Origin of the sequence: Alteromonas sp. 14N.309.X.WAT.G.H12, from assembly GCF_036697315.1 — a bacterium.
In the GTDB taxonomy this organism is placed as follows: domain Bacteria; phylum Pseudomonadota; class Gammaproteobacteria; order Enterobacterales; family Alteromonadaceae; genus Alteromonas.
Map to the genome: position 1 here is coordinate 648 of NZ_JBAHZB010000062.1, position 19,326 is coordinate 19,973.

At 46.2% G+C, this 19,326-nt stretch carries 12 protein-coding genes; 2 read left to right on the forward strand and 10 right to left on the reverse strand.

The window, feature by feature from the left end; genetic code table 11:
* Both V5298_RS14295 and V5298_RS14300 read left to right on the forward strand, forming a co-directional pair.
* Positions 1–661, forward strand: a 661-nt coding sequence (locus tag V5298_RS14295; RefSeq protein WP_332932125.1) for a substrate-binding domain-containing protein, incomplete at its 5' end; no start/stop codon positions are given.
* Between the two features lie 250 nt (positions 662–911).
* On the forward strand, positions 912–2,798 hold the full coding sequence (locus tag V5298_RS14300) for an acyltransferase family protein (RefSeq protein ID WP_332932126.1): 1,887 nt from the start codon (positions 912–914) through the stop codon (positions 2,796–2,798).
* Between the two features lie 53 nt (positions 2,799–2,851).
* On the opposite strand, the gene V5298_RS14305 is transcribed toward V5298_RS14300, so the two are convergent.
* The 10 genes from V5298_RS14305 to V5298_RS14350 form a co-directional block, all read right to left on the reverse strand.
* Positions 2,852–4,774, reverse strand: a complete 1,923-nt coding sequence (locus tag V5298_RS14305) for a fibronectin type III domain-containing protein (RefSeq protein ID WP_332932127.1) — start codon at positions 4,772–4,774, stop codon at positions 2,852–2,854.
* A 243-nt stretch (positions 4,775–5,017) separates the two neighbouring features.
* Entirely contained in the window at positions 5,018–8,056 is a 3,039-nt protein-coding gene (gene ydiJ / locus V5298_RS14310; RefSeq protein WP_332932128.1) for a D-2-hydroxyglutarate dehydrogenase YdiJ, read from the reverse strand.
* A gap of 160 nt (positions 8,057–8,216) precedes the next feature.
* Complete coding sequence (locus V5298_RS14315; protein WP_332932129.1) at positions 8,217–8,909, reverse strand: HAD family hydrolase; 693 nt, start codon at positions 8,907–8,909, stop codon at positions 8,217–8,219.
* A 69-nt stretch (positions 8,910–8,978) separates the two neighbouring features.
* Entirely contained in the window at positions 8,979–10,019 is a 1,041-nt protein-coding gene (locus tag V5298_RS14320) for an ABC transporter ATP-binding protein (protein ID WP_332932130.1), read from the reverse strand.
* Between the two features lie 12 nt (positions 10,020–10,031).
* A complete protein-coding gene (locus tag V5298_RS14325) occupies positions 10,032–10,862 on the reverse strand; it encodes a carbohydrate ABC transporter permease (protein WP_332932131.1) in 831 nt (276 codons plus the stop codon).
* Between the two features lie 3 nt (positions 10,863–10,865).
* Positions 10,866–11,738 (reverse strand): carbohydrate ABC transporter permease, encoded by an 873-nt coding sequence (locus tag V5298_RS14330; RefSeq protein WP_216030526.1) that lies wholly within the window; start codon positions 11,736–11,738, stop codon positions 10,866–10,868.
* 67 nt (positions 11,739–11,805) lie between these two features.
* Positions 11,806–13,110, reverse strand: coding sequence for a sugar ABC transporter substrate-binding protein (locus tag V5298_RS14335; protein ID WP_332932132.1), 1,305 nt, complete (start codon positions 13,108–13,110; stop codon positions 11,806–11,808).
* Positions 13,111–13,184: 74 nt separating this feature from the next.
* Positions 13,185–14,459, reverse strand: coding sequence for a hypothetical protein (locus V5298_RS14340; protein WP_332932135.1), 1,275 nt, complete (start codon positions 14,457–14,459; stop codon positions 13,185–13,187).
* 644 nt (positions 14,460–15,103) lie between these two features.
* Positions 15,104–16,570, reverse strand: a complete 1,467-nt coding sequence (locus V5298_RS14345; protein WP_332932133.1) for an efflux transporter outer membrane subunit — start codon at positions 16,568–16,570, stop codon at positions 15,104–15,106.
* A partial coding sequence (locus V5298_RS14350; RefSeq protein WP_332932134.1) for an efflux RND transporter permease subunit occupies positions 16,563–19,326 on the reverse strand: 2,764 nt, incomplete at its 5' end. The genes V5298_RS14350 and V5298_RS14345, both read right to left, overlap by 8 nt.

The following is a 19,326-nucleotide window of genomic DNA, read 5'->3' on the forward strand; positions in this document are numbered from 1 at the left end:
TGGTGCACCAAGAAACCCTAAGCTTCTTAACCAGTTAACAAAGATTAAAAAAACCGTTGTCACTGCCGATTTTAATATTCCAACCGCCCCATCGGTCAATATAGATAATACCCAAGCGGCTTATGAAGTTGCTAAAGTCGCCCTGAACGCCACGGCCACAAAGCCGGTGATCCTCGGTTTAAGGCTCATTGACAGTGAAATAACACGTTCAATAGGAAACACGCCACTGATTGATAGTGAGTATTCCATTTCTCATCGTCGACTCGATGGCTATCTTAAAGCGATCCATGAACACGGCTTGAGAATTTCTAACGCTGATATCTGGCACATACCTGAAAGTACGCAAAAATATGCGAAAAGTGCGGTGGAAAAAATTTTTTCACATACACCTCTGCCCGATACCCTGTTGTGTATGAGTGACGTTATCGCATTAACGGCCATGCAAGAAGCCTTAAAACGGGGACTCCGGGTTCCCGACGATATTCGTATTGTTGGCTTTGATGGTATTGACGAAGCAAGCCGCTATCACCCCACCTTAACCACAGTGCAACAATTTAACGATAAAAAAGGCGCCCTAGCCGCCCAATTGTATTTAACCCAAGAAAAAGAAAACCGGCTTCTGCCTTTTGAGCTCGTTGAAGGTAACAGTACATCCCATTGACCCTGACCCACCTTATAAGCCGGTGATCATCGGCTTTTTATAGCGCTATATTGTTAACTTATTTGTTAAAGGTAGTTTTTATTGACTTTGTTAATCGCCTCTCGTGACCAGATAAGTGGTCTATTCCTGATAGTATCCCTACCGGTAACTCTAGTTGATTAAACTTTACTAAAGGGCAGGGTTTGATGAGTCAGGGATTTATTCTAGCCAAATTGATATAATCGCCGAAAAAGGTTGGTAGGAAATAATTTTGCAGTTTAGAAAGGATATCAACGGGCTACGGGCCATGGCAGTTATTGCCGTCGTACTGTTTCATTTTAACGATAACTGGATGCCCGGTGGATTTGCCGGTGTGGACGTATTCTTTGTTATATCTGGCTTTTTGATGACAAGCATTATCTTTACTGGCATCAAAAAAGAGACGTTCTCAACAATAAAATTCTATGTTGCACGGGCCAATAGAATCATACCTGCCCTCGCCTTTTTATGTTTTGTGCTGGTCATTTTCGGCTGGTTCTATCTTACACCTACCGATTATAAAACACTGGGTAAACATGTAGGCAGCAGTGTTGGCTTTTTATCCAATTTTATTTATTGGCGAGAAGCGGGTTATTTTGATGTGGACTCCCATAGAAAATGGCTACTTCATACCTGGTCTTTATCTGTGGAGTGGCAGTTTTATATTCTGTACCCCTTACTACTTGTTGGCCTCAGTAAGTGTTTGTCATTAAAGAGCATAAAGGTAACCCTACTTCTTGCCACTGTTTTCGGTTACCTGCTTTGCATATACGCAACTTATCGATGGCCCGACCCTGCATACTATCTGCTACATGCTAGAGCGTGGGAAATGATGGTAGGCGGGCTAGCATACCTTTATTCCTTTAATTTATCCGATGGCCGAAAAAAGGGAATTGAGTGGCTAGGTTTAGCCCTTATTATCTTGTCTTATGTATTCATTTCAAAAGCAAATTTCTGGCCCGGCTATTTGGCTATATTCCCGGTATTGGGCGCATTTTTGCTGATCCAAGCACAAAGAAATGACAGCGTGTTCACCGGTAATCGCATTTTTCAAGCATTGGGAAAGTGGTCATATTCCATCTATTTATGGCACTGGCCCCTTGTGGTAGCCATCGGCTACTTTTCCTTAAGCAGGCACTATCTCTTTTTAGGCCTGCTGCTGAGTGTCGTCTTAGGCTGGGCAAGTTATCACTTTATAGAACGCCGGCGGTTTAGAAGCGACATTTACAGGCCCGCACAACTTATAAAATGCAAACCCATTTACTTTACCTTCGGCGTAGGATTGCTTGGTTCGGTCATTCTTGCTACCCAAGGGTTTATCAAGCAAAGTCCCATTGAATATCAAAAACTGGTTACCGATACTCGACCAAGTCCACAGCGAGATAGTTGCCACATTCATAGCTACCAATCACCGGATGAAGCCTGCGAATATTTTGGCAAAAATGTCACCTGGGCCACCTTCGGCGATAGCCATACCGTCGAAATTGCCTATGCGTTAGCAAGGAAATTAAAGCCCTATGGACAAGGTATAAAACACTTTAGCTTTTCTGGTTGCAAACCCGCTTATCAAGACAGGGAAAGTACCCCTTGTGCAAAATGGTACAATGATGCGGTGGACTATATCATCGAGGACGAAGGGATCAGAAATGTGGTGTTCAATCACCGCTTCACACAGCAGTTAATGGGTGGCAATGCTGATCACTACCCCGCTCACCAGCAATACACCGAAACGGATGAAGTGCGTGAACTTACAAGTCATATTGATAAACTGATTTTGCTTTTTGCAGCTAAAAAAGACAACGTTTACGTCTTTTATCCTGTGCCCGAGTTACCTAAAGACATCCATCAATTAATGGGGGATAAATTACGACGTGGCGCATCTCTTGATAATATCGTGGGCACGGATACCCAGTGGTACGAACATCGAAATGCTTATATGATTCAACATTTCGACAACGCCAATTACCCCGCAAATGTGCATTTATTGAAGCCGCAAGATATGTTTTGCGATCCTGAAAACTGCTACGCGGTGAAAGAGGGAACCGCCCTGTACTTTGATGAAGATCACCCTTCAGTGGCTGGCGCTAAAAAGCTGGTAGAATTAATTGAGTTAAACTGAATTTGGTAAATACTATCTTGGGGCCTGCTTATACAGGCCCACAATAAAACACGTTAATCTAACGAAAACTCATCAAACAAAATAACATCTGCATCCAGATCACTGGGATCAAATACATAGCTTTTCACCGATCCGCTTTGGGTATCCAAAATGGAAAATACCGATAAGGTATTGCTTGTCACGAAAGGCAGGTTGGGATAGTTTTCATTCTCCAAACTCATAGGGCTAAACACAGTAGGAAAGCTCATCGTCCGACCTTGTGGATCGCCATTAGGCGGATAGTTAGTAATATCCCACCGTGGTGAATCAGAATTCACCTCGTCCCAAAAATCCGAATAACTTGCCCGCACGTCGGCGGTGTATTGCTCGGTAGTGTCAATATAGTATGCCCCATAGCTATTCCCCACATTCGAGCTTTCCAGATAATGTAAATTACCTACCTGCGCGCGATTCCAAAGGTGAGAGTGACCGATATGCACCAAGTTTACGTTGTTAGCAAGCAATAGCGGCTCGATATCGTTTAACCACACATCTTCGGCAACGGGATATTGGTAACGCACTTCAGAAATTGACGATAATAACGGAGCCACTTCACTTTCCCACACGGCTGGGCTTAACGGAAAAGTCAATTCGGTAATGGTTTCATTACCTGCATCATCGAGCTCAACGAATTGCATAACCGGCTGGGCAAGTACAGGAACCGTGTTATCCCCTAAACCAAATACGCCCTGATGAGCCATCACCACTTTGTACTTTGCATCTTGAAAGGCAGACGAGGCCATCACCTCTTCTAGCCAGGCATATTGCTCAGATTCAGCATCAAAGCGTTCGAATAGAAACTCGCCAAATCCCCATTGTGAGGGATCGTCTAATGTCGCTAGGCTTTCTACGAATTTGGTTTTACTTGCTCCTGATACACTCCAAGAACGCCAAATACGAGAAACATTCATTGAAATCAAAAACACATCACCGTAGGAGACCGCATAGTAATCTTCCCCAGCGGGGCCATCATCAGGAAAACTAAAAATTTCTAAGAAGCTCACTTGATTATGGGAATGATCTCTTATCCACTGGGCTTTAACCTCCTCATCCCCATCAGGGTTTACCTCTGAGGCCACTTCTTCATAGGCAACCTCGGCATACCAAGAAGGCTGAGGATCATTAAAGCCCCCATTGAGGGTGTAACTCTCTTCTTCCGGCAGATAACGCCCCATCACTTCATGATTACCAATGGTGCCAAACAGCGGCGTGTGTTGAAGAATTTCACCACCATTGTACGGAAAGCCTGGCATATACTGTTGATATCGACCTTGTAGCGCAGGGAAAAATGCCGGTGAATTTTCTTTAGCTTGATCAAACCATTCTGAGGCTCTGTCCGGCACATTGACAAAATCGCCAGCAAAAAACACTGCATCCAACACCCCTACGGTTTCCACCACTTTCTGATAATTGGCAACCACATTTTTTTTCGATTGAAGATCTGAGGTTAAAAGAATTTTTAATCCCTGTCCTGCTGCCGGCGCAGGCGCTAGGGTGTAACTCTCGCTGGTAAAATCGAACCCTGCGTCGTCCATACTCTTTATATAGTAGTCTACCCGCTCACCTTGAGTAAGATTAGTCGCCGTTGCCTCATGGCGATACACGTCTCGGTATGTCAAATGGTCATACGTCACGCCATTAACCGAAGAAGCTTCATCTTCCATCATCCGGCTAAGCACCGTTGTGGTCACATCGCTGGTGGATGAATTCCCATAATATAGAGTGTGCTCACTACCGGGAAAATTCGTAAACCAAACCACATTCACTGAAGACTCGGTAGGAAGTTGTAAAAAGGGCTCACTAAGTAATTTATTCTCTGTATTAACCGTGACAGGTACCTCCACAGGCACCTCTACTTCCACGATTTTGTCGTCATCGCAACCAAAGAGTAAAACGAGAGGACATAGCACGCTGAGTGCGCGTACCCTTATAAGCATCGTGTGTCTCCTTTAAATAATATTTTTTAATAAGACGCCGATATGGCTTAAAACACACTAATGATGCTGTATGACTTTAAACAGAATGTTTTATTAAATTTTATTTAAGGATGATTGGAAAACTCAAACAGGAGGGCAGCAAAGCTATAGGGCATCCTTTTAGTCATGTAACTCTGAAGAGGAGCCATAAGAGTCAAAACCAGAGCGAAATTTTGCCCAGCCTAATAAAGCTGGGCTCTATATTCATTTTGCCAACTTTTCGCTAAGCACTTCAATGGGATGGCGAGGTTTATTCCCCTCAAATCGGGCCACCTGACTGCGACAGGAAAACCCAGTAACAAGCAACTGTTTTGTCCCTTTTTGCTTTACATGTTCAGCCCAACTTAAATTATAAATCCCTTTAGAGTCAGCTTGATGGGAGAGCTCGTGACCATAAGTACCGGCCATACCACAACACCCGGCAGGTAAGATATCCAGCTTGCAGCCAACATGATTGAATATTTGCTGCCACAGGCCTTCCGTTTTGGGCAAAGCGGTTTTTTCTGTGCAATGACCAATAATGGCAAAGGTATCTTCGTTGGTTGTCTCCATCACCGGCCAGCGTTCTTCTGGCACTTGAGCCAGCCATTCGTGGCAGGTTAACACATGAAAATCCCCTCTTTGCTCCCCCAAGATTTTAGTGTATTCATCCCGGTAACAAAGCACCAAAGAGGTATCAACGCCAAGCATGGTAATACCCAACGCCTGTAATTGATTTAAAAAATCTGCGGTACTTTTTGCCTGTTTGGCAAACTTAGCTAAAAAGCCTTTCACATGGGCCGGTTTACCATTGGGCTTAAAGGGCAGTAATACCGGTGTATACCCTAGTTGCTGAATCACCTTCACCATACTTTCAACAACCCCTGCATCATAAAAGCTGGTAAAGGGGTCTTGTACAATTGCCACCCGCTTTTTACGCTCATCATCACTAAGGGCCTGCATTGTCGCCAAATTAAAATGCTCAGCCACCCCATTTACGCGTTTTGACAATGGTGGCGTTGACAGCGCCGGCGTATCCACATAGCCCACTTGCTTTTCCAAAAACCAGGCGATGGGTTTCAGCTTCATAAGGCTATTGACCATGGCCGGCGCTTTCGCCAGCAATGGCGTCATGGTTTCCACATTACTCACCAGTAAATCTTTTACCGGGCGGGCATAGCGCTGATAGTAAATAGACAAAAAGCGGGCCCGAAAGTCCGGCACATCCACGTTCACCGGACACTGGCTGGTACAGGATTTACAAGCCAAACAGCCGTTCATCACCTCCAATACCTCATGGGAAAAGTCTTGCTGGGAAGATAAGTAGGTATTTTTAAACCGTGTCCAAAAAGACGTTTTAAATTGGGAAAAGGTCAGACTTTGTGTATCCACCTGCTCTTTGGCTAGTAATCTTAACCATTCGCGGATCATGCCTGCTCTGCCTTTTGGCGTATGGCGACGATCAGCGGTTATTTTACTCGACGGACACATGGGCGACTTGGTGTCATAGTTAAAACACAAGCCATTGCCATTACAACTCATGGCTGGCGCCATTTCTTCTTTAAATGCCACGGGAATGGTTCTGTCCAACGTGGCCCGTTTTTCGTCGGTAACTCGCACCAGGGAGGCTTCGCTATGTAAAGGCGTACAGATTTTTCCCGGATTCATTTGATTGTGGGGATCAAACACCGCCTTCACTTTACGCAATTCGGTAAACAAAAATTCGCCAAAGAAAGCAGGGCCATATTCGCTACGATAGCCTTTACCGTGTTCTCCCCACATTAAGCCACCATATTTGGCCACCAGCGCCACCACTTCATCAGAAATCTGATGCATAAGGCTTTCTTGTTCAGGATCGATAAGATCAAGGGCCGGTCTTACGTGTAATACCCCTGCATCCACATGACCGAACATGCCATACTGCAATCCATGACTGTCTAACAAGGCCCTGAATTCCGCAATATAATCGGCCAGTTTTTCCGGCGGCACAGCGGTATCTTCTGCAAAGGCAATGGGCTTGCGTTCACCTTCGGTTTTACCCAATAGGCCCACTGCTTTTTTCCGCATGGCGTAAATGCGCCCAATATCCCTTTTATCGTAGGTAATCTGGTAGCCAATAACACCGCTTTTACCCGTGGCCACTTCGTCATCAAGACGGGCTTTTAAAGCATCAATGTGCCCTGCCATTTCATCCTTACTTTCCGCATTGTACTCCACCATATTCAGCCCAAGCAGGGTTTTGTCCGGTACATCGGTAATCAGTTCAGAAATGGAATGCCAAATAATATCGGTTTTCGCCAGGTTGAGTACTTTGCTGTCGATGGTTTCCACCGAGGTAGCATTGGCTTCAACCATCGCTGGAGCATGACGCAACGCCGAATCAAAAGAATCGTATTTTATATTGATCAGGGCTTTTTCATTAGCGATGGGCGTTAGGGATAATTTCGCCTCGGTCACCATGGCAAGGGACCCTTCGGCCCCAGTAATTAGCCTGCCAACATCAATCGTTTGTTGCGCTTCATCATACACGTGCTCAAGGTCGTAACCGGTAAGGAAGCGGTTCAAACGAGGGAACTTGTCTAAAATAGCCTGCCGATGGCCGATGCAGGTTTCCAACGCTTGTCGATAAATGCGCCCTTCGGCGGTATTTTGCTCTGCCTTTTTCTTCGCGGCGTCTATGGAGACAGGTTGGGTTTCAATTCGCTCACCATTGGCAAGCACTGCGGTTAGCCCAAGCACATGGTCGCTGGTTTTACCATAAACTAAAGAGCCTTGCCCGGAGGCATCGGTACTGATCATACCGCCTAAGGTGGCACGGTTACTGGTGGAAAGATCCGGTGAGAAAAAATACCCGTGAGGACGCAATACATCGTTTAATGCATCTTTGACTATGCCGGTTTGTACCCGGATCCACCCTTCATCAAGGTTAAGTTCAATCACCTTATTTAAATAACGACGAATGTCGATGACAATGCCTTCGGTAAGGCTCTGGCCGTTGGTACCGGTGCCGCCGCCTCGGGGACTAAACGCCACTTCCGGGTATCTGGCCGCTAATTTACCAATTAACTCACAATCTTCGTTTGAACGTGGAAATATCACAGCCTGGGGCAACTTTTGGTATACAGAATTGTCCGTAGCCATAGCAAGGCGAGCACCATAACTGGTTTCGATATCACCGGTAAATTTCATCGCCGCCAAGTGCGATAAAAATTCAACATATTGCTGCTTCAAGTTCGATTTTGGGTTTAAGGCGGGTAGCGTCAACTGAAAAACTCCAACTGCCGTAGCGAAAGTATGCCAAGGTCTTAGGTTTAAAAGCCTCTATTGTCTATTTGTCATGCATTTTTACAAGGGTTTAAATAGAAAAGTTTTGATCATCTTATGCCACAGGGACACATTGCCCCCATCTAAATAGCAATTGTGGCTAGCCTAAACAAGGATATTGGCGAAATAACGAAGGCCAATCACCAATGCTCTGCACACCGGATGGATGGTCTTTATCCTCTAGCTCATGGCTTTTAAGATGTGTCGCGCCCGTAAAACGGAGCACCTGCATATTCGCCGCTAGGGCGCCTTCAATGCCGGCATCCGAATCCTCTATCACCAAACAATGTTCAGGGGCTACGCCCATTTTTGCGGCGGCATGTAAAAAGATATCCGGTGCGGGCTTGCCGTTTTTCACCTCACTACTGGTGGTAATACGCCCGTCAAAATAATGCAACAAGCCTGTGGTCTGTAATGAAAACCTGGCTCGCTCTGGGCTGCTGCTTGTGGCCACGCAATAAGGGGTTTGTAACGAGTTCAGCATGTCTTCGAGATGCTGGGTAGGTAACAATTCTTGTTCAAATACGGCTAACAGTTTATCGAGGTATTCTTGCCTGAAATCAGCCGGTAACGACACGGAAAAATCATCCTGAATTTGCGCTTTGGCTGAGAAATAGCTTTTGCCTAAAAAGAACTGATTAAAATAGGTTTCCGATACCCTAACGCCGTGCTCTGCCAATAATCCTATCAGCACCCGCTGACACAAGACTTCACTGTCGATAAGTACACCATCACAATCAAAAATAATGAGTTCAATGTCCCTATTGTGTTGAGGTGCATTGCCTTTTTTCATAATCTATTCGCCGCGTCTATTATAAAATCAAGCCGCTACCCCTTCATGGGATAACGGCAACGTCATGTTTTAGGCAAATTTAGCCCTAGCGTCTTCTCCCCAAGATAGAGAGGGTATGGTCATGCCCGCGCCATCAAAATGCATAATTTTGTTGTCATCTGCGGTAAGGTTTATTTTGTCACCCTGTTGCAATGGGCACTCACCATCTGCTTTTAAGGTCAGTGTGCTGCCATTGGCCAGGTGGACATGTAAAAAGGTTTCCGAACCAAGATGTTCAATAACGCCCACGTCACCAGACCACAACCCTTTTTCCTCGGTAATTTTAAGGTGTTCTGGGCGCACCCCTAAGCTACACGTTGGGTCACCGGCTTTCATATCCACATCAATAAAGTTCATCTTCGGCGAACCGATAAAGCCTGCAACAAAACGATTGACCGGTCTTTGATACAGTTCTAATGGCGTGCCCACCTGCTCAATAATTCCGCCATTAAACACCGCAATACGATCCGCCATGGTCATGGCTTCCACCTGATCATGGGTAACATAAATCATGGTGGTGGCTAAACTCTGATGTAATTCAGATATTTCCAAGCGCATGTTAACACGTAAAGAGGCGTCTAAATTCGACAAGGGTTCATCGAACAAAAAAGCCGATGGCTGACGCACAATGGCGCGACCAATAGCCACACGCTGACGCTGGCCACCAGATAATTGGCCGGGCTTGCGATCAAGATAATCGGTCAAATTTAACATCTTGGCAGCCGCGGTGATTTTTTCTTCAATAACCGCCGGGGCGACCTTTGCCCGTTTTAATGGGAAGGCAATGTTATTGCGTACCGACATATGGGGGTACAAAGCATAAGACTGAAACACCATGGCTAATCCCCGCTTTGCTGGCGGCATAGCCGTGGCATCTTCGCCATCTATTTCTATGGTCCCGCTGGTGGTGTCTTCCAAACCGGCGATCATACGCAATAACGTCGATTTACCGCAGCCGGAGGGACCAACAAAGACAATAAACTCGCCGTCACGGATATGTAAATCTAAGGGCTTGATGACATTCACGTCGCCAAAGCTTTTCGTTACCTGCTTTAAAGTAATGCTACCCATTTGAATCTCTCCTTACTTAACCGCGCCGAAACTTAGGCCGCGCACTAATTGTTTCTGACTAAACCAACCTAAAATCAGGATGGGGACGATGGCCATCACAGAGGCGGCTGATAATTTTGCGTAAAACAAACCTTCGGGGCTTGAATAACTGGCGATAAATGCCGTCAGGGGTGCCGCATTGGCGGCTGTTAATATGAGTGTCCAGAATGCTTCGTTCCACGCCAGGATCACATTGAGCAGCAAGGTGGAAGCAATGCCAGGCAAGGCGATGGGCAATAACACGTGGAAAATCTCTTCTTTGATCCCAGCACCATCCATGCGGGCGGCTTCTAAAATTTCGTGGGGAATTTCACGAAAATAGGTATAAAGCATCCACACCATAATCGGCAGGTTGATAAGGGTCATCACAATCACCAATCCCAACTTGGTATCGAGTAATCCAAAATCACGGAACATCAAATAGATGGGGATCAGCACCCCGACAGGGGGAAGCATCTTGGTAGATAACATCCACATCAGTAGGTTTTTGGTGCGTTTGGTTTGCACAAATGCCATAGACCAGGCCGCAGGCACGGCGATGAGCAGTCCCAGTAAACTGGATCCAAACGACACCACCACCGAGTTCCAGAAATGATTAAAATAGGGAGAGCGGGCAAGAACATCTGAATAGTTTTCTAGTGTCCAACTAAACATAAACAAGCTCGGTGACGAAGCGATGGCTTCCACCTCGGTTTTAAAGCTCGTTAAAATAGTCCATAAAATGGGGAAGAAAAGCATGCCGCTAATCCCCCAGGCTAACAGGGTATAAACGAGTTTTGATTTATTGCTGTGATTGATAGCCATTGCCTAGCCCTCCAGATTTTTGCCGATAAGGCGCATAAGGAAAATGGCGACGATATTGGCAATAATCACAGCCACAATCCCACCGGCAGATCCGCCGCCCACATCGAATTGCAATAACGATTGGGTATAAATTAAGTAGGTAATATTGGTTGAGGAATAACCCGGCCCACCACTGGTGGTCACCAAAATCTCGGCAAAAATGGACAGCAGAAAAATGGTTTCGATGAGGATCACTGCTGTCACTGCACGGGATAAATGGGGTAACACAATATAGGTGAATTTGCTAAACGGCCCGGCTCCATCAAGATCAGCCGCTTCTAATTGCTCTCGATCCAACGACTGGATAGCGGTAAGCAAGATCAACGTGGCAAACGGCAACCACTGCCATGACACAATAATAATGATGGACAACAAGGGCAGTTCGGCGAAAAAATCAATGGGGGCAACCCCGAGAAACTCGGCAAAGTGGGCGAATAACCCATTCACCGGATTCATAAACATGTTCTTCCACACCAAGGCCGAAACCGTGGGCATAACGAAAAAGGGTGCCAGCACCATAATACGCACGTAGTTACGTCCCCAAATGGCTTGATCCAGCAATATGGCTAATCCAATGCCACCGCCTATGGTGATAAAAAGTACTCCGCCAACCAACAATAGGGTGTTAAAAAACGACTCGATAAACGCCGGATCCGTTAAAAAGAACTCGTAGTTTAAAAAACCAATGAATTCATTCTCGCCCGGCATCAGCAGGTTATAGTCTAAAAATGAAAAATATAACGTCATGCACAGTGGAACGATCATCCATGCCAATAACAGGGTTACCGACGGCAGTAACATCATTTTGGCTAACGTTCTCGATTGGGTAGTTGCCATAACCTGAACCTCTTTCAATCAATACGGGGTAAGGGACCCTTCCCCTACCCTCTGGCTTACAACTTGATTATTTTGGATATCGGGCTTTACGCATGGCCCGTTCAACCAAGCGCTGGGAAGATTGCAATGCTTGCTCCACCGTCATCTGTCCGGTTAACGCTGCGCTAAATTGCTGCCCAACCGCGGTACCAATACCTTGGAATTCGGGTATGGCGACAAACTGCACACCCACATAGGGCACTGGCTCAACCGTGGGGTGTTTAGGATCCGCTGAATTAATGGAATCTAAGGTGATCTGAGCAAAAGGTGCCGCTTCCATGTACTGCGGGTTTTGATACAAGGAGGTGCGTGTGCCAGGCGGCACTTTGGCCCACCCTTTTTTACCAGCAACCAGGGTAGAATAGGATTTAGACGTGGCCCAACTGATAAACTTCATTGCAGCGTCGCTTTTTTTACTACTCGAAGGAATGGCCAAAGTCCATGCCCATAACCAGTTGCCTCGCTTGCCTAGCCCCTTGTCCGGTGCCAAGGCAAAGCCCACTTTATCAGCCACATCAGAGTCGGCTTCGTTGGTGACAAAGGCTCCGGCTACGGTGGCATCTATCCACATGCCGCATTTACCGGTTTGAAACAAGGCCAAATTTTCGTTAAATCCGTTGGCCGATGCACCGGGAGGACCGTATTTGTTCATCACATCCACGTAATATTCCAAGGTGTCTTTCCAGGCTTGAGAATCAAACTGAGGCTGCCAATTTTCATCAAACCAGCGAGCACCAAAGGAGTTTGACATAGAGGTGAGCAATGCGATGTTTTCACCCCACCCGGCTTTTCCCCGTAGGCAGATACCGTAGACCCCCGCCTCTTTATCCGTCATGGCAGCTGCGGCTTGGCGTATGAAATCCCACGTTGGGGCTTTAGGCATTTGTAGGCCGGCTTTGGCCATGAGATCGGTGCGATACATCACCATGGAACTTTCACCATAAAATGGTGCGGCGTATAATTTGTTATCCAAAGACAGACCGCTACGAATGGCCGGTAGCAAATCATCCACATCATAATCTTCGCCCAGATCATCAAGGGCAGTTAACCAGCCTTGCTTACTCCAAATGGGCACCTCATAGGTACCAATGGTCATCACATCGTATTGACCACCGCCGGTGGCCACATCGGTGGTCACCCGTTGGCGCAGGATATTCTCTTCCAGCGTGACCCACTTTAGATGAATGTCTGGATATTGCTTTTCGAACTCACCACTGAGTTCTTTCATGGTGATCATATCGCCATTGTTTACGGTGGCGATGGTGATGGTTTGCGCAGCATAAGCACCGAATGTGAGTGCGCCACAAAGTAGCAAAGACAGCGTTTTAAACATGAGGGATCTCCCTTTTGATAGGCATGCCCGGTCTTACTGACGCATCATTCAATAAGACCCGGGCCATAGATACGTTAGAATTTCACAGAAATTTCAGAGGTAAGACCGGAGAATCCACGGCCAATTTGCCCCCCTGAATTCACCCCTTCGTCTTGATCCACGTATTCCACTTTCCATAAGGTTCTGTCGTTGATCCAATACCCAGCGGACACCTGTAAACGTGTCACTTCGTTGTCCGTTTGCTCAATAAGATCCGAAGTGTTTTCTGCCGACGCATAGCGGGCGGCCAGGTATAACTTTTCCGGTAAAATGTACTGCTGGGCTTCGATGCTCCAGTAATCTACCGACGCATCCCCTTTAATGACTTGATTGGAATCGAAGGTGGTGCCGTTGGGATCCAGTACACCGTCTGTACCAAAATAGGTGATCCCAGCAACGGCATTCCCCTCGGTGTCAGCAAAGGTATAATCATCGGTAGTTCTACCTAACATCAAAACCACGCTGGTCTGATCCGAAGGCTGATAGGCGAGATTCAACTGCATTATGGTTTGATTCAAGCCTGGTAATGCCCCTACGTGGGTATCCCGTTCACTGGTGCCCGAGGCAGAAAAGTTGTAGTTTTCACCATCACCGAAACGGAAGTTGGCGGTGGTCACCCCTGAAAGACTGGCAATACCATCAATAAATTCCAGCTGATCACCTTGATTTGCTTGTATAAAATTCACCCCAGCTTTAAAACCACCAGCAAATTCCAAGGTGCCCTGTAAGCGGTAGTTATATCCCCGATCTTCTTGAAAAGCTTCACCAAAGCTGGAGGTGGTCATATGACCGGTCACGTTATATAAACGAATCAGACCACTGTCATAAGTCTGGGTGTAACTTAACTGAATGCCGTTTTCTGCGGTGGCATAATCAGTAATGCCATTACCGATAAGGGCATTACCCTGGTTATCCGCCCCATCTTGGAAGCCTTTAAACTGGAACGGCGAAGCGCCAATATTTCCCACCCGCAAGGTAAGATCATTATTGTGCTTTTCTGTGTTGGTCAGGCCAAATAAGTCAAACTCAATACCGGCAAAATCTTGGTGGAAGGCAAAATCTTGATCACCATTATCCCCAAAATCATTGGGCTCTTCGGCAATATCAATATCGGCCACAATGTTCTCGGTAATCTTGAATTTGAACATCAAGTTCACCCGTAATCGACCAAAGCCGGTAGATTGTTCTTCATCTTCGGGGCGAAATGCGCCGTCTTTGGCTTGAATTGCCTGATAATTTTGCATCGCCAGAAAATTAACCTGTACACGCCCATCTAAAAATTCATTGGGTTCGCTAGGCGGAATATACATGGGCTTGTCATCACTTAATTGATCGTCGGCAATGACCATAGTGGACGTTGTGGCAGCGATAATTGCGGCAGCTAATCCCCCTAATCGGGTAGATACGCGAACCGTGCTTTTTGTGTCTTGATGATGTTTACAATGTTTTAGCATAGTGAATTCTCTCTGTTTAAAGACAAACGATATTCTTCAACACACGAGGTAATGGCCGCTTAGCCCATCACTTCGCTTTCTCTCTGCGATAGCTATAAGCAAGGACCCGTGATCTAGAACCCACTTGATGGTCATATGCTCATGTAGGGAGCATATGACCATTTTCTTAAATTGACGTCAACCTATTTTTAACAAAGCGTTATCATTTGAATTTAAAATGAAAAAATTAACTATATATTTCAAATATTTAATAAATGGTAGGATGAGAGAAAAAGATGAATAATGTAAATCTAATACGTGGAATGCGTTACATAAGGGTGATAAAAGTATTTTACACTTTCAACAATAAGCAGGGCTTTTATGCAATTACTCAACAGATGGGTATTTGTAACAAATGAAATTAAAGAAGGATGAAAAGGTTAAGCACTTGCTTGATCGTGGAAAAAGGAAGCCTTTACTGGATCATCCATTGCAGATGATCCAGTTTGGTTTTTAAAGGCCTATCTATTGTTATCTTTTGGGTTCTCAGTGTCCGCTTTAGCCCCATCTTCTTGAGCAAGACCACCACCCATGACCCGGTATAAGGTAATGCGATTTTCCAAATCGCTTTGTCGGGTGGTGATAAGGGATTGTGCCGCACTGTAGTAAGTACGCTGCGCTTCCAACGCGGTCTGGAAACTGTCTATGCCTTTTTTATATCGGGCTAAAGACAGGTCATAACTGCGTTTAGCCGCCGCCACCAAGGCTTCTTCAGCATCAATTTGTTGTTGTATGGTCGCTCTTTCTGCCAACGCATCCGCCACCTCAGAAAATGCACTTTGAACGGCATATTCATAGGCCGCTAAGTATTTCTTCTGTTGGGCTTTGGCATAATCAAGGTTCGCTTCGTTTTCTCCCCCATTAAAAATGGGTAAGGAAATAGACGGTGCCAATGACCATATCTTCGTTGCCCCCGAACTAAACAAATCCGATAAACTCAAGCTACCCAGCCCCCCCGCGGCAGTCAGGGTGATCGAAGGGAAGAAGGCCGCACGGGCGGCTTCAATATCGGCATGGGCTGCCTTTAGGTCGTGCTCGGCAGACAAAACATCTGGCCGCGCCAGAAGAATGTCTGACGCCAAACCGGCTGGAATATCGGTGACCAGATCATTACTGTCGGGTAATGCTTGAGCAAGCATTTCATCATCAATGTCCTTACCTACCAGTAAACGCAAGGCATTAATGTCCTGATTTACCTGGGTGGTGTAACTGGCAATATCTGACTGAGCAGTGTAGTAAGTGGTCTCGGCACTGGCCACATCAATCCTGGAATCAACACCGAGCTCTTTACGTTTCTGTGTGATTGTCAGTGTTTGTTTCGCATTGTCCGCCGTTTCTTGGGCAAGGCTCAGCAAGTTTTGATCTGCGGCTAGGGTTAACCAAGCATTGGCAATCTCGCCAATTAGGGTAATTTTAGTGGCTCTGGCCGTTTCTTCACTGGCCAGATAGGTCTCCAATTCCGACTTGGTTAAACTTTGATTTTTACCAAACAAATCGATTTCATAGCTGCTTAAACCGACTTCTGCAGAATAACTGCTCGAGACCCCTTCGGAGACAGAACGATAACGGGTTCCGCCCACACTCACATCAATATCCGGGTATAAATCCGAACGCTGGATACGGTATGTGGCCCGTGCAGCTTCTACATCTGCGATGGTTTCACGCAAACTCCGGTTATTCTCTAAAGCCAGCGTAATGATCTGTTTAAGACGTTCATCTTTAATAAACGTCTGCCAAGGCACATCCATGGCCCGCGTAGCGGTCAAGCCAGGGGTATTCGCCCCTGGTTGATCCGCCAATTGATTGCTCACTGGCATGTCGGGGCGGGTATAGTCACTGGACAAGCTCGTACAGCCACCCAATAGCAGTCCCATGATAACAACGAGGTATTTTCCCTTATGTCTAACATCATAATTAGCGTTACTCATGGCTTATCTCCTTGTCTGCATCATCATATTGTGGCCGTTTTCCGGGAAATAACCCTCGAATAAGCACAAAGAACATGGGTACAAAGAAAATGCCTAGTACGGTGGCGGTTAACGTCCCACCCACAATACCCGTGCCAATTGAGATCCGGCTATTTGCACCTGCACCGGAGGAAACCGCTAGGGGTACGGTTCCCACAATAAAGGCTAGCGAGGTCATGATAATAGGACGTAAGCGTAATTTTGCCGCTTCTAATGCCGCTTGCGTCAAACTTGCCCCCTTTTGATAAAGCGTTTCTGCAAACTCAACAATTAAGATGGCATTTTTCGATGACAGCCCAATGGTGGTCAGCAGCGCCACTTGGAAGTAGATATCATTGTCCAGCCCACGCAGTGTGGCAGCAAGGGCTGCACCTATCACGCCCAATGGGATCACCATCATCACAGAAAACGGCACTGACCAGCTTTCATACAATGCGGCCAACGCTAAGAAGACCACCAAAATAGAAACCGCATACAACAAGGTTGATTGGCCGCTTGATAGCTTTTCCTGATAAGACAGACCGCTCCAGGAATAACTCAGTTTGCCCTGTCCCACTTCTTCGGTTAACCGTTCCATTTCGGCCATGGCTTGGCCTGAACTCACACCATCTGCCGCAGCCCCTTGTATTTCATAGGCGGCTAAGCCGTTAAACCGTGATAAGGTTTGCGGAGCATCTGACCAATTTACATCAGAAAACACATTAAATGCGGTCATCGTCGAATTGCCATCGTCGTCGCTACCACGCACAAACCAATCATTTAGATCTTCAGGTTTAGAGCGATATTGGGCATCCCCTTGAATGTACACTTTTTTAACCCGTCCATTGTCAATGAAGTCATTAACATAGCTACCCGCCCAAGCATACGTTAACGTATCTGACACATCGGAGACGGACAAACCCAACGACGTTGCTTTTACCGTATCAATATTAATTTTTAATTGGGGCGTGGTTGATAATGCTCCTTCACGAATACTGGTAAGTAACGGACTTTGCCTGGCTTTCGTGATCAGTTCACTTTTCAGAGAGGCTAATTCCTCACGGGTTGTTCCCGACGCGGCCTGCAGTTCAAAAGTAAAGCCATTACTTTGCCCTAAACCTTGAATAACAGGTTGTGACATGGCAAATATATTAGCGTCGGTAATAGTAGAGAGATTTCTATTCATCCGCCCTATAACGGCATTGGCACTTTCATCGTCCTCGGTACGATCATCCCAATCAGTCAGAGAAACAAAGCCCATACCGGCATTTTGCCCAGTTCCGGCGAAATTAGATCCAGCAATAGAAAAGGCTCTGACTACGAGATCTTTTTCATCATTTAGCAAGTAGTCTTCAACCTGCGCGGCCACGGCACGAGTACGATTAATGGAAGCCCCCTCAGGCAGATTAATCTGGAACATAATACTGCCTTGGTCTTCGTCCGGTAAAAAGCCCGTAGGCATGCGCACAATCAGTAGCCCTAAACAAACGACGATAATCGAGTACAAAATTAGCCAGCGAAACTTCTGACCTATAATACGCTGAACTCCCCCCGTGTATGACGTGGTCATGTTATCGAACTTACGGTTAAACCAAGCGAAAAAACCTTTTTGTGGTGCCGTCGTATGATCATGAGGTTTTAACAAGCTGGCACATAACGTTGGGCTTAAGGTAAGAGCAACGACTACGGATAAAATCATCGAGGAGACAATAGCGATGGAAAATTGGCGATAGATCACACCTGTAGAACCATCGAAAAACGCCATGGGTAAAAAGACCGCGCTAAGTACAACAGCAATACCGATTAACGCGCTACTAATTTCCGACATGGATTTGATTGTGGCGTCACGAGGCGATAAATGCTCTTCACGCATCAATCGTTCGACATTTTCCACCACCACGATGGCATCATCAACCAACAAACCAATAGACAACACAATACCAAACATGGTCAGCGTATTAATGGAGTAACCAAATACCGAGAGAACGCCAAATGTTCCCAGCAGTACCACAGGTACAGCAATGGCCGGGATCAGCGTTGCCCGCCAGTTTTGCATAAACAGCCACATAACCAGCACCACCAATACAATGGCTTCTGCGAGGGTATGCACCACTTCTTCAATGGAAATTTTAATAAAATCTGTACTATCGCGAGGAAAGGTAATTTCAAAACCGTCAGGCAGGTTCTGTGATAACTCTGCCACCTTTTCTTTTACGCGAGTCGCTGTATCCAGAGCATTGGCGCCGGGCGACAGCATAATGGCAATCCCTGAGGCGGGATGACGATTAAGTCGCGGAATGCGGGTATAGCTTTCACTACCAATTTCCACCCGGGCAACATCGCCTAATCGCACATTTGCACCGGATGAATCATATTTTACGATGATCTCGCGAAATTGCTCTGGCGTGGACAGCATGGACTGCGCCGTTACCGTGGCATTGAGCTCTTGCGTATCCAACGCAGGCAACGCCCCTATTTTTCCCGCTGCGACCTGGACATTCTGATTATCAATAGCCGTTGCAATATCAGAAGGCATCAAATCGTAAGCCGCTAATTTCGTTGGATCTAACCAGATCCGCATGGCATATTCGGCACCAAAGACCTGCGTATCGCCCACGCCTTCGACTCTCGCCAGCGCATCTTCCATATTCGATGAAATATAATCGGCAATATCGTACGCATTCACGGTATCGGTGGTGTCATAAACCGCCGTTACCAATAAAAAGTCGGTATTGGAT